This is a genomic window from Turicibacter sp. St.80E1 (assembly GCF_059728495.1).
Genome location: NZ_AP039386.1, coordinates 544,373 through 567,017 on the forward strand (window position 1 = coordinate 544,373; position 22,645 = coordinate 567,017).

The window sequence follows — 22,645 nt, forward strand, 5'->3', positions numbered from 1 at the left end:
TTTTTGAAAACGTCACGCCTTAGTTTAAATCAATTTTCTTCATTATTAGTCTTGTTCTTATCTAGTAGCGCTACGCTCGTTAATGTGGGTCGCTTTTCTGGGGCCGATGTTTGGATTTCGTTATTAATCAGTGCGGTTCTTGGGACGCTATTGTTTACGATGTATTACCGGATTGGAAAGTTGCATCAGTTTGATAGCTTGTCGGGCATTTTGACCGATTTATTTGGGAAGTTTTTCGGAAGTCTTATTTTAATCGCTTATAGTGGTTACTTTTTATTGATGACGGCAAGTCTTTTAAAAAGCACAGCAGACGTCATTGAGGTGACCTTAATGGTCGATGCAAATATGATATTAATTATGCTATTATTGATGGTTCCGATTGTTTACGGATTAATCCTTGGGGTCAATGCAATTGGACGTTCATCGGAGTTGCTTTTTTATGTGGTAATTCTTTGTTTTATTCCCCTCGTCATTGCAGTATTTACTTCTGATATTTTTAGTTTTGATCGCTTTTTACCTGTGTTGGAAAAAGGATTTTCCCCATTGAAACAAAATATTTATACGATGACGCTGTTTCCTTATGGAGAGTCCATTGTCTTTCTGACGATTTTTCCGCTCTTACCGAAGGAGGGAAAAGGGAAAATTTTAAGATATAGTTATTGGGCTATTGTGTTAGCAACGATTATTTTACTCGCCGCCGATGTGATGTGTGTGGGAATTTTAGGTGTGGGATTAATGAAGAATTTTATTTATCCATTCTTCAATGCCATGAAAATGGTAGGGGTTAACGTTTTATTTGAACGGCTTGATCCGTTAGCGATTATCATTGTCATGATGACGTGTTTTTTTAAATTAAGTCTTTATTTTTATGCGGGATTAAGTTGTATTGAAAAACTGATTCGTCGATTTAGTTATCGTCAATTAGCCTTTCCGTTTAGTGTTTTAATCATCTTTATAGCCATGCATTTAACAACAGGCGGAGTTGAGGATATTTATCAGGCAATTCTTAATCACCCTAAAAACTTACTCCCTATCTTTCAATTAGTGATTCCTTCTATCGTCTGGATGCTAAGTGAATTTAAATATCACAATCATGTGAAACAATTAAAAACTGAGGCTCATAAATAGAGCCTCAGTTTTTTTATTTACGATCGTACGTTGTTTCTGATAGACGATCGATTTCTGCCCATGCTAAGGTGATGTACTGTTTAGCCAATTGTTCCTTTTCTGCATTGGCATCGAGTAACACTTGGCGGTCTTCTAAGCTCTCAGCTTTAAAGACTTCGTACTCCTCTGACTTGTAGTCGATGTTGTATTCATAGGCTTTAACGACATAGTCGTGAAGTTTATCGACCTCTTCTGTTGGCGTCGATAATTTTTCGATGGCTTCCATTTCACTTGTCGTTTGTTTGATGAGGTTTTTTCGAATAGAAAGTTGAGCAGCTTCCTCATCTGTTCCTGTTACGGAGTAAACTTGTGTTAAGTTTGAGTCGAGTAAAGAAATCGTATCTTCTAGCGCTTTTACTTTTTCATACATACAATCAACGAATTCTTGTTGTGTGGAAAATGTTTTTTCTGTCCCTGACTCAGTTTGAGTATCTGAGGCATTTGAAGAATCGTTTGTTGTTTGTTCAGTTGATGCGCTTGTTTGATCACTTGTAGCAGGTGCGGTCGTGTTAGGTGCAACAGATAAATTTTGAAGGGTTTGAGGTGTGGAAATACTTTTTGCTGTCTCGTTATTGTTGGCGCAACCTGCTAAAGTCACCGCTAATCCAGCTATTAGACATACTCTTTTCATAATATTCACCTCAATTGTAAGTATGGTTCATTGTATTCAGTAGAGGTTTGATTCATACGAAAAGTTAGTGCTTTTCTTTCAAGTTTTGTTCGCCATTATCTGAAAAATTCACCCATTTGGATAGAAATTTAAATCTTTGAATAAAGGATAGGCGTGGGGTGTATTCGACTCCGCCGAAGTAATCGCGTTTTAGGACGTAGTTGACTTGGAGACCAACGGTGATGGCGTAGCCGAGGATGTAGAGCCAAAAGAGGAGGATGATGATGACGGAGAGGCTTCCGTAAAATTTATTGTAGTTTGCGATTTTGTTCGCGTAAAAGCTAAAGGCGATGGAAGCGACGCTCCAACCAATTGAGGTGACGAGGGCACCGGGAATAATTTCGTGTATTTTGATTTTGATGGTGGGAGAGAGGTAAAACAGGAGTAGAAAGAAGGTGAGGTAGGCAAAGAAACTGATGCTTGTTCTGAGAACGGTAATGATAATCATGAGGTGTGGGCTCAGGGTGATGTTTAAGAGGTGGAAGATGGCGGTGATAATGGCCTGCCCGAAGAAAACAAGGATGATGGCAACAAGAAGGAGGACGACCATCAGGCAAAGCATGATAAAAGAAAAGATGCGTTCTAAAAAGGCGAATTTTAAAAGGGGGACCTGGTAGGTGGTGTTTGAAGCTGTTGAAATTCCGTAAAACCCTTTTGAGATAATCCAACAAAAGGAGAGGGCCGTTGCAATGACAAAAAAGGTGCTAGATTGAGGAGCAGCGGATGTATCGAATAAGTAAAGGAGTAGTTGTTGAACTTCTTGTGGAGCGTAGGCGGTAATAAAGTATTTAACGGCATCGGTGTTTAACGAAAAATAAGTCCCGAGTTGGACGATGACAACGAGGAGCGGGACGATAGCCATGATTAAGTTGAAGGCAATCTGTTCAGGTAGACCTTTAATTTCACGGTGTGATAATTGTTCTTGAATTTTTTTTATAAACTCTATGCTAAAAATATGTTTCATACTGTTTCCTCCCAAATAGAGTAATTACTTCATCCTATGATACTTTTTGTTAAGAAATGCCTTGAGACATCGATCGTTTTTGTTTGTTAATGTATATTTTGTACAAAAAAACGACAAATTATTAATGATAATTTTTATGATGAGAGGTGAACAACATGAAACTAACGCTTAACTTTAGGTTCTTGAAGTTGACGGTTCTAACGTTCCTCTTATGCTTTATCTCAGTTTATCACGCCGAGGCGAAAGATATTGGCTGGGGTATTCCAAAAGGAGAGAATCATGAACAACCGTGGCCAGGTAAAGAGTTTGATGAAATCGTCCGTCAAAATGATGCCTATTATATTGGCTCAGCCGATGAAAAGGTCATTTATTTAACCTTTGATTGCGGTTATGAGAATGGGAATACCCCATTAATTTTAGATGTTTTGAAAAAACATGAGGTGCCCGCATTATTTTTTGTGACCGGTCATTTCCTTGATGAAAATGCCGATTTAGTCAAACGAATGGCTAACGAGGGACACATTGTTGGAAATCATACGTGGCATCATCCTGATTTAGCCAAAGTAACGAAAGAAAAATTTAACGAGGAGCTCCAACTTGTTGAAGATAAATATAAAGAGATTACGGGTCAAGAGATGGTTCGCTATTTAAGACCCCCAGAAGGCCATTTTAATCAACAAATGTTAGATTTTGCGAAAGAGCGCGGCTATTACACGATTTTATGGTCATTAGCTTATATGGATTGGAATGTTGACCAACAAAAAGGTGCGGACTATGCGTACAATCAAATTCTGGCACGCATTCATCCAGGGGCCATTATTTTGATGCATAGTATTTCAAGTGATAACGCCGAATGTCTGGATAAGTTAATTCCCGAACTTCAAAAGGAAGGTTATGAATTTAAGTCTATTCAATATTTAATGACCGAGGATGCCCCTGTTCCGTTGGATTAAATATCAGGAAAAGATGGAAAATAATAGATGAAAAATCAATCAGGATTTATTTGGATATTTATTCAAATAGTTGAAAAAAAGAACACAAAATGGACACGTTTCAATCATTTTTTGAACATAACCTTATGTAATAATAACTGAGGATGAAAATGATAATAAATTTTCTCCCCTTTGATTTTCTTATTCATTATGTTTTCTCACTCCCTAAACGGATCGTGTTCCCCCACGACCGTTTACCAACCTTAAGAGTTCCCCCTCTTAAGGTTTTTTTTTATTTTTTTAAAAAAAGAAAGGCGAGTTGTTTAAAAATAAAAGCTTCGCCCCATAATAGGGGTGAGTAGAGATGACTCCCCCCAAGTTAATAGTCGTCCGGCTATACTTTAAATGATGGTTTAAAGTTCTCTATTTCAAAGATAAGTCATTTATAATTATCCTTTTCTGATAATTATAAATATTTTTTCTCCAATTCTCTCAACCTCTCTTTAATATAAAAAGGAACCGACTTGCAGTTTCCCCCCTGCGATCGGTTCCTTTTTGATTTATTTTGAATTTCCTTCCCTTGATTTTCTGTTTCGTTTTGCAAAGAAGATAACGGCGATTAAGCAGATGGCCATGACTCCATAGGCGATGATTAAGCTTTGACTCAGTCCGAATACTAAATACCCGATGGCAGCAATCGTTGCTGATAGTAGGGCGTAAGGAAGTTGAGAGTTAAAGTGTGCGCCAAGGTCACATCCCGCTCCTGTTGCAGAAAGCAATGTGGTATCTGAAATGGGTGAGGCGTGATCTCCAAAGATTGCTCCTGATAAGACAGCGGCCATAATCGGAATCATTAGGTCCATGTCTAGGGCAGCAGCGACTGAACCCGCAATTGGAAGTAAGATACCGAATGATCCCCAAGAGGTTCCCGTCGCAAATGCCATGAAACTAGCGACTATAAACATGACCATTGGAATCAGTCCCGGTGCAATATTAGCCTGTGTAATGAGTGACGCAAGATATCCACCTGCATCAAGTGTACCAACGAGGTCACAAATTGCCCAAGCTAATAATAAGATGACGATGGCTCCGACCATTGATTTCATTCCTAGGAAAAATGCTTTTGTATATTGAGCGAATGAAATTTCGCGTGCCATGATGTGGCGGTAAGTCAGTGCCATTGAAACAACGAGTCCAGCTAATCCTCCGATGCGAAGTGAGGTCGCTAAACTAATGTTTTCTAGGATGGCAAAGAAGAGATTGAAGTCTGATTCTGAGTTGATTGCTCCTGTATATCCCGTATACGCCATGGTACAAATAGTCACGATAATTAAGGTTAAGATCGGGGCAATTAAATCCCATACGGTTCCTTTTGATGATTGGGCGTCCATTTCTTGAGCCGTCGCCTCAGCATGAGTGAGTGATGTGTCTTGCTGATTGAGGGCACTTTCTTCATAAGTTTTCATCAATCCAATATTGAAGTTATATTTAATGACGATGAAGACCATGATGACCGTTACAAGAACATAGAAGTGGTAAGGGATTGTTGTTAAAAAGGCAGAAAACGTATTGTACGTCGCTCCTGTGCTTGCAAAAATAACCGCCATCGATCCCATGATTCCTGTTGACCAGCTTGAAATAGGTGAAATGACACAAACAGGTGCTGAGGTTGAATCGACGATATAAGATAATCGTGCCCGTGAGACACGTTGTTCTTTTGCTAAAGGTTTAGAGACGTTTCCAACAACAAGTGCGTTAAAGTAATCATCGACAAAGATAAGAATTCCTAAGATAGCTGCCGTATATTGAACGCCCTCACGTGATTTGACGCGTTTAATAATTGCATTGGTGAAGGCTGTTGCGCCACCTGATAAAACAATATAAGCGGTGATGACCCCAAGGGCAAGTAAGAAGAAAATAATAGACATGTTCCAGTCATTTAAGAATCCGAAGAGTCCATTTTCTTCAACGATAAGTCCGCTAAATGACCTCATTAAGATTTCTAATGTTTGAAGCGGGTTAAAGTTGGCCAAAATAAAGGCGGCTGATAATGCCCCGACCCCAAGTGATAAAACAACACGACGCGTTAAGATGACAAGGGCAATGGTCAGTAACGCGGGAATTAAAGAATAGATTGTTCCAGTCATATAAAATCCTCTCCCTTTGTTTAATTTGAATAAGTAACTGTCCTTTTGATAAAAAAAAGAGTCATGTTGAGTTAAACTCTAACATGACTCTTCAGGCCTACGAGAAGTAGACGTCAGATGACAGGTATCATTTAACTCTCCGATCATTAGTCCTCCACTACTTTCGTAGTGACAGTGTTAAGCCTATTTAACGTAACACCAGCACAAGTTTGATTGACACAAACAAGACTTCGGCATGGACACCTTTTGGAATTTGTCATGGACGTCACTCTCGAAATTCCTACTCATTGGCCATGCGCCTCTAACTCATCAAAGAGAACAAGCAACGTATTCAATTAAGTCTATTGTAGCACCTTTTAAAAGATAGTCAAGTATTACCATTTAATTTTTTTTAGGGAAGAGAAAGGGTTGTCGTAAAATGTAGAGATTTCAGTGTAAAATGTGAGCGAATGTGGTAAGATTAAAAGATAAATGAAAAAATACAGTTGGAGGTTTAAATAAATGAAGATGTCTCCTTTAAAGGTTGGTCAAGAATTTTTAGTTACCATTAAACGTATCGGTATTAACGGTGAAGGAATCGGCTATTATAAAAAGCAAGCCGTGTTTATTCCAGGAACACTAGTCGGCGAAGAGGTTGTCGCGACGTGTACACGCGTGGCAAATGGTTATGCAGAGGCTGAAGTGGTTCGTATTAAGCGTAAATCAAAACATCGCGTTCAACCGGCGTGCGAAGTTTATGGGCAATGTGGTGGATGTCAATTACAACATATGTCTTATCAAGAGCAATTACGTATTAAACGTGATGCTGTGTCTCAGGCCATTGAGCGCTATACAAGTTTAGATCCAGATGAGTGTGATATTCGTCCGACGATGGGAATGAATGACCCTTATAATTATCGTAATCGCGCGCAAATGCCGGTCGGTTATGATGAAGATGGAATTATGGTCGGATTTTATAGTATGAACTCACGCGAGTTAGTAAATGTGACGGATTGTGATGTTCAGTATGAGGAAATTAATAAGGTTATTAATCATGCGGTTGATTTATTAGATGATTATAAAGTATTTGCGTATGCACCGAAGACGCGTAAAGGGACGGCACGCTATATTGTGGTTCGCCGCGGGTTTAAAACGGGTGAGGTTCAGGTGACGTTCGTGTTTGCGAATAATGATTTTAAAAAGATGTATTCGTTGGCGAAAGATTTAATGAAATACTGCCCAGATGTTAAATCGGTGTATGTGAGCATTAACGGCGAAGATACGCACGAGATTTTAGGAAAAGAGTTGCAACATGTAGCGGGTGAGAAGTTTATTTCGGATGAGTTAGGACGATTTAAATTTAATTTATCACCACGTGCCTTTTATCAGTTAAACCCAGAACAAACGGTTAAATTATACAATCAAGTGAAGTATGCGGCGGCTTTAAAGGGAACAGAGAAAGTCGTTGATGCTTATTGTGGGGTTGGAACGATTGGTCAATGGGTTGCGGATAAAGCAAGCGAGGTTCGCGGGGTTGATATTACGCGCCAAGCGATTAATGATGCGAAGGAAAATGCGAAGTTAAACGGATTAACTAATACGTATTACGCAGTTGGAAAGGCTGAGCAAATTGTTCCAAAGTGGGCGAATGACGGATTCAAACCGGATGTTGTGATTGTGGATCCTCCACGTACAGGATTAGGGGAAGAATTAATTGAAATGTTAAAACGCGTTCAACCGCAAACGATTGTCTATGTGTCATGTAATCCTTCAACGATGGCGAAAAATTTAAAAGAATTAACGAAAAAGTATCGCGTTGATTACATTCAACCGATTGATATGTTCCCTCAAACATCTCACGTGGAATGTGTCGTACGTCTCGTTCGTAAAAACAAACCATTAAAACGAAAATAAGAGGATGTTGGTTGCCTACGTTAGCTTCGGCTCGTAGGCAATTTTTTATGGTGCCGTTTGATGAGGGAGTATTTAAACGATGGGAGGAGAAGAAGCTTGAGGCCTTAACGTTACAACGGTATACTTAGTTTAAATGAATTAAATGTAATGGAGGGATTATGTTGTTGATAAGAAAACAGACGACGAAGGATGATGAAATCATCCATACAGTGATTAAAGCGGCGTTTGAGCAGGCAGAACACACGGATGGGAATGAACATGAGCTCGTCAAGGCATTAAAGAAGGGAGAGGCGTTTATTAAAGATTTATCTCTCGTTGCCGAGATAGATGGGAAAATTGTAGGTTATATTTTGTTTACCGAGGCTAAGGTGGGACGCGAAACGGTGTTAGCACTAGCCCCGTTAGCGGTGCTTCCTGATTATCAAAGGTCGGGCATTGGGCTTGCCTTAATCAACGAGGGACATAAAAGGGCGCGTGAATTAGGTTATGATTATTCGGTTGTCTTAGGCAGTGAAACTTACTACCCAAAGGCCGGTTATTTACCAGCAGCTACCTTTGGAATTAAGCCACCTTTTGAGGTGCCAAGCGAGAATTTTATGGCGTATCCACTAAAAGAAGAGGTACCGAAGGTGTGTGGGACGATCAAGTATGCCAAAGAATTTGGAATTGATTAATCCAACTTCTTTTGGCCGAGCGATGGATTAAATGAAAGACTGTTAAAGAGTCGGCTCCGGCTCTTTTTCATTTTTTAGCCTAAAAATTTGAGCGAGACTTAGAGATTTGGAATAAGATAGGTGTTTTTTTTACATATTAAACATAGTTGAGATTAAAGGGAGGGAATGACAGATAGGTAGATTTGTGTAAAGGAAAGATAATGGAATCGGATGATAAAATAATGAAATGAGATGCAATTCTTGTGTCCAAGAGGTTAATTTTGTATAATCATCCTATAAGTTAGCTTATGCTAACCATTTGATGCGAGATGGTTAAATTTAAAGGAGGACGAGTCAAACATGAAAAAAGCATTTTTATCTTTTATGAGTTTTTTTGTTTTAGTTGGATTACTTGTTGGATGTTCTAAGTCACCAAAGGAACCGGATCAACAAGAGACGGTTGAAATGGTAACAGTCACAGATGTGAAGGGTGACGTTGAAATTCCAAAGGATCCAAAACGTATTGTTGATATTAGTGGAGCTAGTGATATTTTATCGTTAATCGGATATGAGGTTATCGGGACAGCTAATAGTGATGGATATGATTACACAATCTTACCTACCTATTTAGAAGAGACGTTAGCTGATGCTCAAATTTTAGGATATAGTATGTTAGCGGAGATGGATGTTGAGGCGATTATGGCGCTTAATCCGGATTTAATTATTATTTCTACGGTGCAAGAGAAGATGTATGATCAGTTATCAAAAATCGCGCCTGTTGTGATGGTTGAGATGAAACAAGTGGATTGGAAAGAGGATTTCTTACATGTGGCAGGGGTATTTGGAAAAGAGGCCGAGGCACAAGCTTGGATTGATAATTATTTAGCGAAAGCAAAAGAAGTCGGTGAACAAATTAAAGCGACTTATGGAGCGGATAGTACGTATCTTTCATTTTTAGCGAGTGCGGGAAGTTTATTCATTTTTGATCAAGCGGGACTTGGATCGATTTTATATAATGATATGGGATTATTAAAACCAGTCGGAATGCCAGAGCAAGAAGATATTAGTTTACCAGTTGTTTCTTTAGATGGATTAGCATCTATTGAGGCAGATTATATTTTTGCAGTGGGAACAGATGAGGATTTAAAAACGTTAGAAGAGAGCAGCATTTGGAAAGGAACAAAGGCAGTAAAAGAAGGGAATGTTGTGATTTTACCGGCAAGTCCATATTTTAATCAAGGTTATAGCCCAATTGGACGTTTAGAATTTGTTGATGAAGTACAAAGTTTATTAGCGGGTATGCATGAATAAGAAAGTAACCCTTTTAGTTACGTTATGCAGTTTATTCGCAATAATCGGGCTAATTGTTGCGATTTGTGCGGGTGCGAAAAGTATCCCGTTGCAGACAGTGATCGATAGTATTTTTCATTATGAAGATATTTTAGATATGCAGTTAGTTAGAGATGTTCGGATACCAAGAGCTATTTGTACCGCCTTTATAGGCGGTCTTCTTGGTATTACGGGTGCAATGATGCAAGGGGTGACAAGGAATCCTGTTGCGGAACCGTCACTTATGGGGATTACTCAAGGGGCGACATTCGCCATCGCTTTGATGGGGGCAAGTTCAGGGTTATTAGGTCTTTTTGGCTATATGTTTGCGGCATTTATCGGGGCGTTAGTGAGCGGAACCCTCGTTTTACTTTTTAGTATGAAGAGTGCGCGTCATATGAATATGTCAAAGCTATTACTTGCAGGAACTGCCTTGAGTACTTTTTTTATTTCCATGGCAACCGTTATTGCGCTACTAACGAATAAGTCTCAGAATCTAGCGTTTTGGTTAGCGGGTGGATTCCGCGCGACGACATGGGCGAGCGTCCAACTCGTGTTAATCGTGGGTGTGTTGACGACGATTCTCGCTTTGTTTTTAGCACCTAAAATTAATGTTGTTAATTTAGGAGAAGATGTTTGTATTGGATTAGGGGAAAATCCTAATCGAATTCGCATGCAAACGTTACTCTTAATTATTCCGATGTGTGCAGTTTGTGTGGCAGTCGCCGGAAATATCGCATTTGTTGGACTGATCGTTCCTCATATTATTCGAAGATGGGTGGGACAAGATTATCGGATGATTATGCCTCTTTCTTTCCTATTTGGATCAACGCTTGTTATTTGGGCGGACGTATTAGCACGGTTAGTTAATCAGCCTTACGAAACACCGATTGGTTTATTTACTTCATTAGTCGGGGTTCCTTTATTTATTTGGATGGTGAGAAAGGAGGGCGCTTAGTGAATAAACGATTGATTGTCATCAGTTTAAGTTTAAGTCTTCTGTTAGTGGCCATTTTTTTAGTCGCTATTAGTCTTGGAAGTTATCAGATGTCTGTTTACGAGGTGATAGCGACGCTCATGGGGAATGGCTCGAAGCTTCAAAATGCCACTATTTTTGATATTCGCCTCCCACGTCTTTGTGTCGCCCTTGTGGTCGCTGTTTGTTTAGCCACATCGGGTTGTGTGTTGCAAAGTGTCACGAGAAATGAGTTAGCTGAACCGGGGGAATAAAAAACGGTTAATGATAGGGCTTGATAGTTTAAGTGCTTTATTATTGCTTGTTTATGTATGGATTGTTTTTAACGGCCAAGACCATGTTTTAGTGATTGCAACAGTCATGGTTTTGTTGTCAACGATTTCTACGATTTATCAACCGGTTGTTAATACGTGTGTTCCACTGATTGTCAGCCGAGACCATTTAGTAAGAGCCAATGCCATTATTCAGCAAGTCGCTTCGTTAAGCCAATTTTTAGGTCCTATTTTGGCAGGTCTTTTATACGGCTTTTTTGGGATTACGGGTGTTGTCATCATTAATTTAGTTAGCTTTTTATTCTCTGCGCTCTTAGAGTTATTTTTGGAAATTCCGCATCAACGCCGGGAGGGACAACAATCATTTAAAGCGGCGTTTATGACCGATATGAAGGAAAGTTATCATTATTTGAGACATGAGAATTTAATTGTCTGTCGCATGCTCTTATTTTCTGGATTTTATAACTTATTTTTAGTTCCGGTCTTTAGTGTGGCAACCCCTTACTTGATTAAGGTGACGTTTGCTTTATCGTCTGAGGTTTATGGATGGGCTGAAGGGATGATTGCTCTTGGAATGATTGTCGGAGGATTCATCATTACTTATAGGCCAAACCATTTTCATATTAAACGAGTTTATCAACTTCTATATTTGACCTCTGTTTCGATGATGCTAATGGGTGGAGTTGTTTACCTTTTTCATTTCGGCTTTATTGATGCAGCGACAAGTGTTGTGCTTTTCACCGTTTGTGGAATGATTATTATGGGGGTGCTTGGAATTGCCAACGTGCTAAGCGCGGCTTATTTATATCAGGCTGTTGATGGAGCAATCCTCGGAAAAATTTTAGCCTTTGGTTCGGCGTTTGCGACGTTGTGTATTCCACTTGGACAAATATTATTTGGTGGTCTTTTAGAGGTTTTATCTCAAAAACTTTATTTGTTAATCCTTATGGCCGCGTTCTTTGTTTTTTTAGTGACCTTACTGGTCAGATGGAATGTTCGATTAATTAAAGAAGATGAAAAATCCCAGTCTATTTAAATGGACTGGGATTTATTGTTTATTTTTGTATTGGAGAGGCGTACAGTTAAAGGCTTTTTTAAAGGTTTTAATAAAGTTACTCGGATAAGGGTAGCCGACGTGCTTGGCGATATCAGCAATACTCATCTCCGTGGTGCAAAGAAGGTTGGTTGCAATGGAGAGGCGATGAGTCGTAATAAATTCTCCAATGGTCATGTGGTAATAGTGTTGAAACCCGGCCTTTAATTTTTGGGGATGAAGCATAACAAGTTCGCTTAGTTTTTCAATCGTAGGAGGGGTGGCAAAGTTTTCAATCAGTAAATCATGTGCTCGTTGGATACTCTTTATATCGGTAACTGTTAATTTAAGATAGCGATTCCCGACTTTTACTTTCCCATAATCAATTTGATGGGTAAACGTATTTTCAGGGGAATGTTCAATATTTGTGAAAATAAGCGAAATACATTCGAGAATGGAACTTTCTAGTCTTAGAGGATCAAGTTTGTTTTTTTGCGAAAGGGTCTGCATGTGTTGAATCACGTTCATCACCTCCAGCGGCAGGTAATGATACGTGTAGTTTTCAATAAAAGAGTCGAAGCTAATGGTTGTTTGTAATAGGGGAGCGATGACTTCATTAAAATAAGCTTCGTAAATCGTAATTTCAGCGCCATGAAAATGTTGCCCTTGTTGCCATGTTTGTGTCCCAATTAAGTTTTTTTCGACGACGAAGAAAGAGGACGGTGTGAAGGAGGAGACCGGTTTATTTTCTAATTGAAATTGGGTCGTTCCTTTATAGACGGTTCCAAATCTCATCAGGCGTTGGGGGTTATTAAAGTGAATGGAAAAGGCGTGGGGAATCGTATAATCCGCGATAGCGAAATAATAGTATCCAGGACGTTCATAAATGAAAAGATGTCCTTGGTCTTTCGTGTTTGGATGGTGATAGAGTGAACAGTAACGTTCATTTTTTTTTATAAAATTCAGTTGTTGTAGGAGTGTATGACGGAATTGTTCCGCATTTTGTACGTTAAAATTCATGTTATATCCTCGTATTCGTTCTTCAATTTGTTGGATTTATTATATAATGTTAAGAAACAAAAATCGAGTTTTAATGACATTTTTTTGTTGGAGCAAGCGACGAATTCTTTCGTTTCATCAACGAAATAGTGGCCTTTAAAGATTAGAAAAGGAATTTAGGTTAAAAGTTTGAAATACAAAATAAATATTGTTATAATAGAGGAAAGTACTTTTTTGTGAGGTGAAGTTATGAAAAAGAAAAATGTCATTATTGGATCTGGGATTGCGGCAACGGCAGCGGCGACCGTTGTAGGTGCGGCGACTTGGATTATTGGTGGGATGGTTTATGATGGAACGGTCGGTAAAAAGCCATCCGTAAAGGCGGAAGATATGCCAACTTTTTATGCCGAGCGTGAGGATAAGGTTTTAGACACGCTTAATCGTTATCAGCATGAGACGGTTTTTGTCAAAAGTGAAGTCAATGATTATGACGTAGAAACGCTTCATATCAAATCTAATCAGGAGACATCTGACGCGATGATTGTTGTTCATGGAATTGGGAGTAACTATCATGAAGTGTTGAACGTCGCGTTCAACTATTTAGAAAATGGCTATAATGTGGTCGTTTATCATCAACGAAATACCGGATTAACGGGTGGTGATAATTATACGTTTGGATTATATGAGCGTTTTGACTTAGAGGCGGTTGCGGATTACACGCGCTCACTGTATCAAGATGGGACCATCGGCGTTCATGGATTTTCAATGGGGGCTGCCACGTCAACGATGCAAACTGAATTAAATGAAGAGAGCAAAAATGTTGATTTTTATATTTTAGATGCCCCTTACCATACGATGGAAAGTGCCGTTGAGCTTGGAATTATTGCCGAGGATATTCCGCTTTTACCTGTTGGCTTTGCGAAATGGGCCGGAAATGTCGTGTTAAAGGCAAAAGAAGATTTAACGTATGACGATATCCAACCTGTGAATGCTGTAAAAAATATTACGGTTCCTGTTCTATTGATCCATGGGACGGAAGATAAAGTGACGCCCCCAGAAAGTAGTCAATATATTTACGATGCTATTCCGCATGAGAATAAAGAGTTGTGGTATATTGAAGGACTCGGACACTGTGAGGCAGATAGTAAGATGGAGTCAGAATACTTCCAACATATCTATCAATTTATTGATACTCATGTAAAAAATACGAATGAATAAAAAAAGGCGTTGCGCCTTTTTTTATTTTTTTAAAAATGATTTGAATAAAGTTTGATTTTTTTTCTATAACATAAGGGTGACCGTTACAGAAGGCGAACTAGAATGAAGATGTCTGCGTCAGTTGAGACTATTTTTCGATGCTAGCTAGTTGAACGGCGTGATGACAACGGTCAAGATGGGAGGAAGTTTTAAATAAATGGGTTGAATCTATTTGAGGAACATCCGTGATTTAAAGCCGGAAAAAATTTAAGAAGTAAAACGTCGATGTCAATGAAGGTCTGATGGATAAAACGGAAGGTCATCGAGCGACGTTGTTGAGTGAAAGGTAGAAAACGTTCTATTTCTATCTCATTGAAATTGAGCAAAGGGATGGAGCACCACCGTAGATGACGATTATTTATGTTTTAGGGAGGCTATGCATGAAAGCAATTTTAGAAGTTTTAGAAGTTGTGGTTCAAGTTGTTATTTTTGGTTATCAACTAGAAGATTAATTCATCTTTATGACGATGAGGAAGATATAAGCGATTAAAAGGACACCATTTTATAAATGAGTGTCCTTTTTAAGATGGTTGATTATTTAACTGACGTTTAAGTTCGTTAATTTGTGCCTGTAAGGCATCGATATCGTCATAGAGTGTATCAAAGTCATTTTGTTCGGCCTCATTACGTTCGCGATTGAAAATTTCACTTTTTCTCGCTTGTTGGAAGAGTTGTTGTTCAACCATATTCCCGAGTGTAACCCCGATATCAACGAGTGCTCCCCCTAAAATTTGGAGTTCAAAGACGTTAAATTCAACGCCAACAATAATAGCAATAACAGTAATGACCAAAATATATTCAACGGGATCAAGTGATCCGATAAAAGCGAAAAATTCATTGTTCGTAAAACCATAATTATAGGATTTCGTTTCTTTAGGAGCATATTGAAAGGAAGTTCGTCGGGCAATGGCCGCCGCACTTTGTCCGCTATTTGAGGCAGCATCATTTTGAATGACTATACGACTACTTGAACCGGTTAAAGTTTCTGCATCTGGTGTTTGAAATCGCATGTCAGTCGGATCAAAATCATCTAAAAAGTCCGAATCCGTCTCCTCTGGTTCTGTTAAATGAATAGGCGTATCCTTAATGATAGTCTGAACTTCATCGATTTTCTCAGATAAAAGTTCAATAAATTGGTGGGTGAGTTGTTGTGGAGGCGCCTTTTGTTTAGGAGAGGGAGTGGTCCTATTTTTAGTTTGTTGTTTGTTTTTCATAACAATCTCCTTTTGATGAGTCATGTCACGGTGTCTTAAAAGACAGGGGGCTTCAATGGCAGGCAAGTCATCGGATAAGTGAAGGCGTGTTGTTTTTAAAAGGATAAGTGTCTTTCGAGCCCATCTAAAACTGTGAGATAGTTTTAAACGATGTGAGGTTAGTCACTATCTAATCTAGTATATGTCAAGGGGGGAAAGTTGGGGATAAAAATAGACAACTTTGTTATTTTATGTCGCATTTATACAGAAGAGATTGAATGTTGTTATTAAAAGACCTATAATAGAATAGAGTGTGGTAAAATAAGGTAATTAGGATAATTGTAGTATATGGTTTCCTAAATTAGGGGAAACTTTTATTAGTTACTTTAGAGAAAGTGGGGTACCTGTTTTTTAACAGAATAAAAGATATGAGAGTTGTAGAGATAAATAAATTAACATTTAGTTCTGAATTAGAGTTAGAAGTAGGGGCAACAAATTGGTATTTACAGTTACTTCATTTAGCTTGCGGCTTTTTTGAATACCGCGTGAGTGAACAAATTTGGTATGTGAGTGAAGTCGTTGAGCAATTGTTAGATTTTGATGAAGATTCGAAAGAGAGTCAAAGTTTATATAATAATGAATCGATTAATGAAATTGTTGAAAATTTCTTATTGGATCCGAGTGTGGAGTTAACGCAAGATGTGATGATTCGTCATAAACATAAACCGTGGGAGACGTTGACGATTAAGTGCGAAAAGATTATTCAATCAGAGGGTTCGGTGATTGTCCGCGGATTATTAATCGATTCTTCTGCCAAGAAAAAACACGATTTAATCGATGGCCAACTTCAAAAATTACAGGCGCTTGGGCAGTTAACGAGCGGGGTGAGTCACGATTTTAATAACCAGTTAAATGGAATTTTGGGTTATGTGGCTTTGATGAAGACGATGACAACGGATGAAACGTTATTGCGTTATATGGATGGGATTGAGCGCTCGGTGCGTCATTCAACGGAATTAACGCGTCAGCTGCTTAACTTTTCGCATAAGCCTGAAAATAAACGTATGAATCTTGATTTGGTTCAAATTGTGAAAGATACAGTGAATATGTTAAAGCATACGATTGACCGTCGAATTCGTATCGAATTAAATGTAGAGCCGGAAGATTATTATGTTCTCGGTGATGAATCACAATTAAACAATGCTATTTTAAACTTATGTATTAACGCGCGTGATGCAATTGCTGGACAGGGAGAAATTCGTTTATCTTTAACCCATGATCAGTTGGAAGAGATACCGGGCAATTTGTTAAATACGACGATTACGCCGAATCATTATGCCATTTTAAAAGTTTCGGACACAGGTTCTGGGATTGAAGAAAGCTTACTCCCTAAAATCTTTAAACCGTTCTTTACGACAAAGGATGTCGGTAAAGGAACCGGAATGGGATTAGCGAGTGTTGTTGAAACGTTACGTAATCATAATGGGGCCCTTGAAGTGGATTCCGTGGTCGGTAAGGGGACAACATTTACGTTATATTTACCGATTAACCACGGAATCGAGGAGTTAGTGACTGAAGAATCGGTGTTACATGGAGCTGGAAAGATTTTATTAATTGATGATGAACCATCAAATTTAGAAATTACGGCGGCGCTCCTTGAAGGATTCGGTTATAGTGTGACGGCTTTTTCAAACCCAAAACAGGCGCTTAAACATTACGCCAAGGCCGAAAATACCTATGATTGTATTTTATTAGATGTGATTATGCCAGGAATGAGTGGAACGGAGGCCTTTAAAGCCATTAAGTTAATTAATAGTGAGGCGAAAGTGATTTTATTAACAGGTGTTAGCCAGCGTCAAGAGCTTGATTTCATTTTAAGGCATGGGGTGGATGGATACGTTCCTAAACCTGTTGATCACTATACACTTTCAAATGGAGTTTACCGCGTTTTACAAGCTAAATCGACAGATGTTAAACCAGTAAAACCTGAACAGTTGATTGAGATGTCTACGATGTTAAATATTTCTTATGCCCTTGAGCGAGTCGCAGGAAATACGAGATTATATTTACGCATCGCGCACAATTTTAGAAAGCATTTCTATATGGTGACTGAACAGTTACCTCAGCTCATTGATTCTAATCGAGAAGAGGCTATTCGTATGGTCCATACGATTAAAGGATTAGCGGGTCAAATAGGAGCAGATGAACTGTACGAATATAGTCGTGAATTAGAAATGGAACTGAAAGAGGATGGGGCCTACGAGGAAATTTTAAGTATTTTCATGGAAGAATTTATCGAGGTCATGGATGAGCTTGCTCGTTTAGAATGCCGAAAATAATATTAAAAATGACGATTTGATGTAGAAAAAAGGTAGAAATAACTCGTAAAAATAGAAAATAATAGTGTTCATCTTTTGTTCATAAATGTCATGTGATATAATAACATCAAATTTTAACCGTGAGGTGCCATCATGATTTACTTATTAGCAATTAGTTTATGCTTTCTTATCGCATGCTTTATTACACCGTATGTGATGAAGTTAGCGTATTTTACAGATGCTGTGGACCAACCTAATAAACGGAAGGTTCATAGTCGGGTGATGCCACGAATGGGTGGTCTTGCCATTTATATCGCCTTTTTAGTAGGCTATATGATCTTTAGGGTAAAAGGGTACGCCATCGATCAAGATGAGATTGCCTTTATAGATGCCTATTTTATCGCTTCCTTTTTAATTGTTGTGACGGGAATGTTAGACGATATGTTCGAATTACCAGCTAAACCAAAGGCGTTGGCTCAATTAGTAGCAGCGTTAATCATGGTTTTTTACGGGAATTTTATGATTGATAAAATTTATTTACCGTTTTTACCTGTGATTGATTTAGGCTGGTTCGGGGGAATTATTACTGTTATTTGGATTGTCGGGATTACGAATTCAATTAATTTAATTGACGGGTTAGACGGACTGTCTTCGGGGATATCAGCGATTTCATTTGGAACAATGGCGATTCTTGCTGGATATCAGGGGGAATTATTTGTTGCGATGATGGCCTGCTTACTATTCGGATCGACGCTGGGATTTTTAGTTCATAACTTTCATCCAGCAAAAATCTTTATGGGAGATACCGGATCGTTATTTTTAGGATTTTCGGTTTCGGTTTTATCGCTATTAGGTTACAAAAATGCAGCCTTTGTGTCGTTTATTATCCCAATTATTATGCTATCGGTTCCAATCTTCGATACGATTTGGGCTATTATTCGTCGTATACTAAATGGGCAGTCTCCTTTTGAACCCGATCGTGGTCACGTCCATCACCAATTACTAGATCGAAATCTTGGGCATGTGAAAAGTGTACTCGTTTTATATGGAATTGCTGCTTTGTTTTCATTTACAGCGATTTTATATACCATGGTGTCTAAGTTTTACGGACTAGTTCTATTGGTTATCTCGATGGTTTTAATCGAGTTAATCTTTAATACGACGGGGCTCTTTAGGTTGAAAAAAACAAAGGAGAAACAAGTTCCGGTTAAGGAACAAAAAGAGGATGTTTCAGTAGGGGAAGCGTCTGAGAAGTAAGAGAGGATGAGTGTAAAGTAATGAGAAAACCAATTATTGCAGGAAACTGGAAAATGAATAAAACACGAGATGAATCGTTGCAATTTATTTACGCGGTCAAAGATCGTGTAGCTTCAGCAGATACAGTAGAATCTGTGATTTGTGCACCATTTCCATATTTAAGATGTTTAGTTAAGCGTCAGGGCGCTTCTTTACGTATTGGGGCACAAAATATGCATTTCGAATCAGAAGGTGCTTATACGGGTGAAATCGCGCCACAGATGTTAAGTTCAATTGGTGTTTCTTATGTTGTATTGGGACATAGTGAGCGACGTGAAATGTTTAATGAAACAGATGAGGCAATTAATAAAAAAGTACATGTTTCTTTTTCAAATGGTTTAATTCCAATTATTTGTGTAGGGGAATCATTAGAAGATCGTGAAGCAGGGCAAACAAATCAAATTGTAGAGGCACAAACGGTTAAAGCATTAGAAGGTTTAACAAAAGAGCAAGCTAAACAAGTTGTTATTGCTTATGAACCTATTTGGGCGATTGGAACGGGGCGTACAGCAACGGCAGAACAGGCTAATGAAACGATTGGTTATATCCGTTCAGTGATTGAACGTTTATTTGGATCAGAAGTTTCTGAAGCGGTTCGTATCCAATATGGTGGTTCTGTTAACCCTAACAATATTAAAGAGTTAATGGCACAAGAACATATTGATGGAGCGCTCGTTGGTGGTGCCTCATTAGATCCACAATCATTTTTAGCTTTAGTTAATTATCAATAAAAAAGGGATTCCAACCTTTCGTTGGAATCCTTTTTTTATGATATTTTTTTTGTTTCGATGACATTTGCCTCTTTATTTAATTTTATGATAGCCGTAGTGGAATAGAGTAATCCGCTGTAGGCGATAATAGCATAAATAATCGTTGAAATCCAAGCGACTGGGAATCCATGTTTATCGACAACTATTCCGAAAAGGGTAGATCCTAGACCAAATCCAATCGCGAAAAATATTTGAACCACGCTCAGGATGGTACCAAACTCTCGGTTACCGAATAAAGCACCTGTCATATAGGATGGGCCGATGATATATGAAAACATAGAAATTCCTAAACAAATGGAAAATATAATTCCAAGAAAATTAAAGGTTGGAACAAAAATTAATGAAAGGCCACACGTGACAACAAGGATTCCTGCCAGTATTAGCGATTTTTTAATCCCTAGTTTATCAAATAGGTAACCTCCAGATAAATTACCGAAGATGGAGAAAAATCCAAATAACGAGGCAACTAGGGCTGATCCTAGCGTGAAGGCACCTGTTTTTTCTAATGTTTGAAGGTAAGGAATAAATTCAATGGACATCCCTCCAACGTATAGGCCGATAAAGGTAAAGGAAAGAGCGAATACCCAAAATGATTTTATTTTTTGAACGTCACTGAAGGAGTATCCCCAGTTAGCGTCGTGTATGAGCTGTTTTTTAGGATGAATAAGTGGCGTGTGTTGCAGTTCCTTCTTAGAGCGAGGGAGCCGCATAACAAATAGGGCGATTGGCAACGAAATGATGAGTGCCATGAACCCAAATCGTAGGAAGGCGCCCTTATAACCGATGCTTGGATTAGAAAGCCATTTACTTGCTAACTGCTGGAGAATCATGTTTCCAAGTCCTCCCCCGCAAAATGCAATTCCCATGGCGGTTCCTTTATTTTCGACGAACCAACTATTAATTAGCATTGGGACCCCAATGGCGGAGACGATGGAAACCCCAATTTGAAGGAGGATAGAGAGTGCGTAGTAGACAATAATATTTTTTCCAGCTAGGGACATAGCAGCAAATCCAATCCCAACAAGAAGGCAACCTACTGTATAAAGTCGTTTAATATTAGGATTAGGGCGTGAGTAGAGTTTACCGATAAAGGGGGAGCAGAGTGCTGAGACGAAAGTTCCGAGTGTAAATAAAAACGCAAATTCGGTATAAGTAAACCCTTCTCCAGAGATAACGAAATTCGTAAACGTAGGTAAAATATTAGCTACGAGGGAATAAGGAACGGCTTGGATTAAAAGACACGCTAAAACGATAATCCAGCCATAGAAAAATGTTTTTTTTCTCATAAATCGTACATTCTTTCTTTATAGATTTAGAAAGGTTAGTTAGGTCGTCATTAAATTTGTTAGGGGGAAAATTAATGACGACCTTATTATTCGTTTGTTTTTCACATGAATCAAATAACAATAGTGATTGACTGGTACGTGAATTTTTCGTTTTATCGATAGAGAAGATCAATCTCACCTTTCTATATGACTTAGTATTTTCATATCGTAGAAAATTATATTTTATAATAAGACGGCAATTAAAAGGATGGCAGTTAATATTTGGATTAATCCGATAAATAAACCATATAATGAGACGGCTTTTCCTTGTTTAATTAAATCTTTTACATTAACACGAAGACCAATTGCTGCTAAAGCGATAATTTCAAATTTATTACTTATTTCCTTACACATAACTGAGATATCATCGCTAATAATGTGAGCAGAGAATAAAGCACATGTAATGAAGAAACCAATAACATACCAAGGAATTTTTATTTTCCCTTTTTCAATTTCTTCGACTTCTTCTTCGAGAATCTCTTTATTTGACTTATGTTTTAAATGTCCAAGTCCAAATACGACAACGACTAAAAAGATGATACGAACAATTTTGAAAATTGTAGATAAATCTTTAACGTGCTCATTGACCATTGCTCCACTTGCAACGACTTGACCTACAGATTGTAAGATTCCTCCAATCATTGCAGATGTTTGAGTTGTTTCGTTATTATATAAAATTTGGGAAATTAAAGGAAGTAAGAACATAAGAACAATCCCAGTTACATTGACAATTGTAATGGAAATTCCTTTTTCTTTATCATTGGCTCCGATGACAGGAGCTGTTGCTGCAATGGCTGATGAACCGCATACGGCGTTTCCACTGGCCATCATATATCTAAAATTATCTGAAAACCCTAGTTTTTTTCCAATAAATAAAGCACCTATAACAGTAATCGCCATTTGAAGAACGATAAATAGAACACCTGAAAATCCAATTTCAGAAATGGTAGAAATACTTAAGGTTGCTCCTAATAATACGATTGAATAAGAGAGTAAATCTGTTTCAGAAAACTTATATCCCTTTTGAAATACTTTTTGATTCAGGAATACATTTCCCACAAACATTCCGAGGAAGATAGCGATTGATGCGGCTCCTAACTTTGGAATGAATGTAGCAATAAACATACTAATGAGCGCAACGATGAGGGAAACTAAAAATCCGGGAATAATGTCAATTATATTTTGGATAAATTTTGATTTGTTTTTTTTCATAAAGAGACTCCTTTCGTTTAATCCAGTATAATTGTAACTACCTATTTATTAATTGTTAAATACAAAATTTTTATGAAAAATATAAGAATTAATTATACATACTGTCTTATAGGTATTTCCTTATAAGAACTATATCATTTATGTATTTAACAAATCTGAGAAAAAATTTTATAATAAAAATGTTAAATTTTTGAGAAAATGATGATGAAGAGGATATGACTTTAGAAAGCCATTATCTG

Annotated in this window: 19 protein-coding genes and 1 riboswitch; of the genes, 12 read left to right on the forward strand and 7 right to left on the reverse strand. The window is 38.1% G+C overall.

Going from position 1 to position 22,645, the window contains the following annotated elements; all coding sequences use genetic code 11:
• Nucleotides 1–3 precede the first annotated feature (3 nt).
• The gene (locus AC6I0I_RS02510) at nucleotides 4–1,128 is read left to right on the forward strand and encodes a GerAB/ArcD/ProY family transporter (protein ID WP_262950159.1); all 1,125 of its coding nucleotides are present in this window, start codon (nucleotides 4–6) and stop codon (nucleotides 1,126–1,128) included.
• 13 nt (nucleotides 1,129–1,141) lie between these two features.
• On the opposite strand, the gene AC6I0I_RS02515 is transcribed toward AC6I0I_RS02510, so the two are convergent.
• The gene (locus AC6I0I_RS02515; protein ID WP_161832110.1) at nucleotides 1,142–1,798 is read right to left on the reverse strand and encodes a hypothetical protein; all 657 of its coding nucleotides are present in this window, start codon (nucleotides 1,796–1,798) and stop codon (nucleotides 1,142–1,144) included.
• A gap of 64 nt (nucleotides 1,799–1,862) precedes the next feature.
• The gene (locus AC6I0I_RS02520) at nucleotides 1,863–2,801 is read right to left on the reverse strand and encodes a YihY/virulence factor BrkB family protein (RefSeq protein ID WP_262950161.1); all 939 of its coding nucleotides are present in this window, start codon (nucleotides 2,799–2,801) and stop codon (nucleotides 1,863–1,865) included.
• A 155-nt stretch (nucleotides 2,802–2,956) separates the two neighbouring features.
• Between AC6I0I_RS02520 and pdaA the strand changes: the two genes are divergently transcribed.
• Nucleotides 2,957–3,754, forward strand: a complete 798-nt coding sequence (gene pdaA, locus AC6I0I_RS02525; protein WP_262953675.1) for a delta-lactam-biosynthetic de-N-acetylase — start codon at nucleotides 2,957–2,959, stop codon at nucleotides 3,752–3,754.
• Nucleotides 3,755–4,293: 539 nt separating this feature from the next.
• Here pdaA and AC6I0I_RS02530 read toward each other — a convergent pair.
• The gene (locus AC6I0I_RS02530; protein ID WP_262953674.1) at nucleotides 4,294–5,880 is read right to left on the reverse strand and encodes a Na+/H+ antiporter NhaC family protein; all 1,587 of its coding nucleotides are present in this window, start codon (nucleotides 5,878–5,880) and stop codon (nucleotides 4,294–4,296) included.
• 139 nt (nucleotides 5,881–6,019) lie between these two features.
• A riboswitch (Lysine riboswitch) is annotated at nucleotides 6,020–6,192 on the reverse strand.
• A gap of 189 nt (nucleotides 6,193–6,381) precedes the next feature.
• Here AC6I0I_RS02530 and rlmD point away from each other — a divergent pair.
• From rlmD to AC6I0I_RS02560, 6 genes are all read left to right on the forward strand, one after another.
• Nucleotides 6,382–7,773 (forward strand): 23S rRNA (uracil(1939)-C(5))-methyltransferase RlmD, encoded by a 1,392-nt coding sequence (rlmD, locus tag AC6I0I_RS02535; RefSeq protein ID WP_262950163.1) that lies wholly within the window; start codon nucleotides 6,382–6,384, stop codon nucleotides 7,771–7,773.
• Between the two features lie 161 nt (nucleotides 7,774–7,934).
• On the forward strand, nucleotides 7,935–8,447 hold the full coding sequence (locus AC6I0I_RS02540) for a GNAT family N-acetyltransferase (RefSeq protein ID WP_262950164.1): 513 nt from the start codon (nucleotides 7,935–7,937) through the stop codon (nucleotides 8,445–8,447).
• A gap of 339 nt (nucleotides 8,448–8,786) precedes the next feature.
• Entirely contained in the window at nucleotides 8,787–9,737 is a 951-nt protein-coding gene (locus tag AC6I0I_RS02545) for an ABC transporter substrate-binding protein (RefSeq protein ID WP_262950166.1), read from the forward strand.
• Nucleotides 9,730–10,713: a FecCD family ABC transporter permease gene (locus AC6I0I_RS02550; protein ID WP_262953673.1), complete on the forward strand. Its 984-nt coding sequence runs from the start codon at nucleotides 9,730–9,732 to the stop codon at nucleotides 10,711–10,713. Before AC6I0I_RS02545 ends, AC6I0I_RS02550 begins: the two co-directional genes overlap by 8 nt.
• Nucleotides 10,713–10,985: an iron chelate uptake ABC transporter family permease subunit gene (locus tag AC6I0I_RS02555; protein WP_262953672.1), complete on the forward strand. Its 273-nt coding sequence runs from the start codon at nucleotides 10,713–10,715 to the stop codon at nucleotides 10,983–10,985. The genes AC6I0I_RS02550 and AC6I0I_RS02555 overlap by 1 nt, the downstream gene beginning before the upstream one ends.
• Nucleotides 10,986–10,995: 10 nt before the next feature.
• Complete coding sequence (locus AC6I0I_RS02560; RefSeq protein ID WP_262953671.1) at nucleotides 10,996–12,039, forward strand: MFS transporter; 1,044 nt, start codon at nucleotides 10,996–10,998, stop codon at nucleotides 12,037–12,039.
• Nucleotides 12,040–12,051: 12 nt separating this feature from the next.
• On the opposite strand, the gene AC6I0I_RS02565 is transcribed toward AC6I0I_RS02560, so the two are convergent.
• On the reverse strand, nucleotides 12,052–13,056 hold the full coding sequence (locus tag AC6I0I_RS02565) for a helix-turn-helix transcriptional regulator (protein WP_161832121.1): 1,005 nt from the start codon (nucleotides 13,054–13,056) through the stop codon (nucleotides 12,052–12,054).
• A gap of 228 nt (nucleotides 13,057–13,284) precedes the next feature.
• Between AC6I0I_RS02565 and AC6I0I_RS02570 the strand changes: the two genes are divergently transcribed.
• A complete protein-coding gene (locus AC6I0I_RS02570; RefSeq protein ID WP_161832122.1) occupies nucleotides 13,285–14,253 on the forward strand; it encodes an alpha/beta hydrolase in 969 nt (322 codons plus the stop codon).
• A 560-nt stretch (nucleotides 14,254–14,813) separates the two neighbouring features.
• On the opposite strand, the gene AC6I0I_RS02575 is transcribed toward AC6I0I_RS02570, so the two are convergent.
• On the reverse strand, nucleotides 14,814–15,506 hold the full coding sequence (locus tag AC6I0I_RS02575) for a hypothetical protein (protein ID WP_161832815.1): 693 nt from the start codon (nucleotides 15,504–15,506) through the stop codon (nucleotides 14,814–14,816).
• Between the two features lie 407 nt (nucleotides 15,507–15,913).
• Here AC6I0I_RS02575 and AC6I0I_RS02580 point away from each other — a divergent pair, with 407 nt between their 5' ends.
• The 3 genes from AC6I0I_RS02580 (at nucleotide 15,914) to tpiA (ending at nucleotide 19,830) form a co-directional block, all read left to right on the forward strand.
• A complete protein-coding gene (locus AC6I0I_RS02580) occupies nucleotides 15,914–17,824 on the forward strand; it encodes a response regulator (protein WP_161832814.1) in 1,911 nt (636 codons plus the stop codon).
• Between the two features lie 132 nt (nucleotides 17,825–17,956).
• Nucleotides 17,957–19,060 (forward strand): MraY family glycosyltransferase, encoded by a 1,104-nt coding sequence (locus AC6I0I_RS02585; RefSeq protein WP_161832813.1) that lies wholly within the window; start codon nucleotides 17,957–17,959, stop codon nucleotides 19,058–19,060.
• 20 nt (nucleotides 19,061–19,080) lie between these two features.
• Complete coding sequence (gene tpiA / locus AC6I0I_RS02590) at nucleotides 19,081–19,830, forward strand: triose-phosphate isomerase (protein WP_161832812.1); 750 nt, start codon at nucleotides 19,081–19,083, stop codon at nucleotides 19,828–19,830.
• A 35-nt stretch (nucleotides 19,831–19,865) separates the two neighbouring features.
• Here the strand turns inward: tpiA and AC6I0I_RS02595 are convergent, their stop codons facing one another.
• Nucleotides 19,866–21,155 carry a conjugated bile salt MFS transporter gene (locus tag AC6I0I_RS02595; protein WP_161832811.1) on the reverse strand — a complete coding sequence of 430 codons (1,290 nt, stop codon included), beginning with the start codon at nucleotides 21,153–21,155 and terminating at the stop codon, nucleotides 19,866–19,868.
• A gap of 222 nt (nucleotides 21,156–21,377) precedes the next feature.
• A complete protein-coding gene (locus AC6I0I_RS02600) occupies nucleotides 21,378–22,406 on the reverse strand; it encodes a YeiH family protein (protein ID WP_161832810.1) in 1,029 nt (342 codons plus the stop codon).
• Between the last annotated feature and the right edge of the window lie 239 nt (nucleotides 22,407–22,645).

Excerpts from the sequence above, each read along its gene's own strand:
- tpiA (WP_161832812.1), top strand. The coding sequence starts at position 19,081 with ATGAGAAAACCAATTATTGCAGGAAACTGGAAAATGAATAAAACACGA.
- AC6I0I_RS02575 (WP_161832815.1), bottom strand. The coding sequence starts at position 15,506 with ATGAAAAACAAACAACAAACTAAAAATAGGACCACTCCCTCTCCTAAA.
- AC6I0I_RS02580 (WP_161832814.1), top strand. The coding sequence starts at position 15,914 with ATGAGAGTTGTAGAGATAAATAAATTAACATTTAGTTCTGAATTAGAG.
- AC6I0I_RS02530 (WP_262953674.1), bottom strand. The coding sequence starts at position 5,880 with ATGACTGGAACAATCTATTCTTTAATTCCCGCGTTACTGACCATTGCC.
- AC6I0I_RS02570 (WP_161832122.1), top strand. The coding sequence starts at position 13,285 with ATGAAAAAGAAAAATGTCATTATTGGATCTGGGATTGCGGCAACGGCA.
- AC6I0I_RS02550 (WP_262953673.1), top strand. The coding sequence starts at position 9,730 with ATGAATAAGAAAGTAACCCTTTTAGTTACGTTATGCAGTTTATTCGCA.
- rlmD (WP_262950163.1), top strand. The coding sequence starts at position 6,382 with ATGAAGATGTCTCCTTTAAAGGTTGGTCAAGAATTTTTAGTTACCATT.
- AC6I0I_RS02585 (WP_161832813.1), top strand. The coding sequence starts at position 17,957 with ATGATTTACTTATTAGCAATTAGTTTATGCTTTCTTATCGCATGCTTT.
- AC6I0I_RS02515 (WP_161832110.1), bottom strand. The coding sequence starts at position 1,798 with ATGAAAAGAGTATGTCTAATAGCTGGATTAGCGGTGACTTTAGCAGGT.
- AC6I0I_RS02600 (WP_161832810.1), bottom strand. The coding sequence starts at position 22,406 with ATGAAAAAAAACAAATCAAAATTTATCCAAAATATAATTGACATTATT.
- AC6I0I_RS02520 (WP_262950161.1), bottom strand. The coding sequence starts at position 2,801 with ATGAAACATATTTTTAGCATAGAGTTTATAAAAAAAATTCAAGAACAA.
- pdaA (WP_262953675.1), top strand. The coding sequence starts at position 2,957 with ATGAAACTAACGCTTAACTTTAGGTTCTTGAAGTTGACGGTTCTAACG.
- AC6I0I_RS02545 (WP_262950166.1), top strand. The coding sequence starts at position 8,787 with ATGAAAAAAGCATTTTTATCTTTTATGAGTTTTTTTGTTTTAGTTGGA.
- AC6I0I_RS02565 (WP_161832121.1), bottom strand. The coding sequence starts at position 13,056 with ATGAATTTTAACGTACAAAATGCGGAACAATTCCGTCATACACTCCTA.
- AC6I0I_RS02595 (WP_161832811.1), bottom strand. The coding sequence starts at position 21,155 with ATGAGAAAAAAAACATTTTTCTATGGCTGGATTATCGTTTTAGCGTGT.
- AC6I0I_RS02560 (WP_262953671.1), top strand. The coding sequence starts at position 10,996 with ATGATAGGGCTTGATAGTTTAAGTGCTTTATTATTGCTTGTTTATGTA.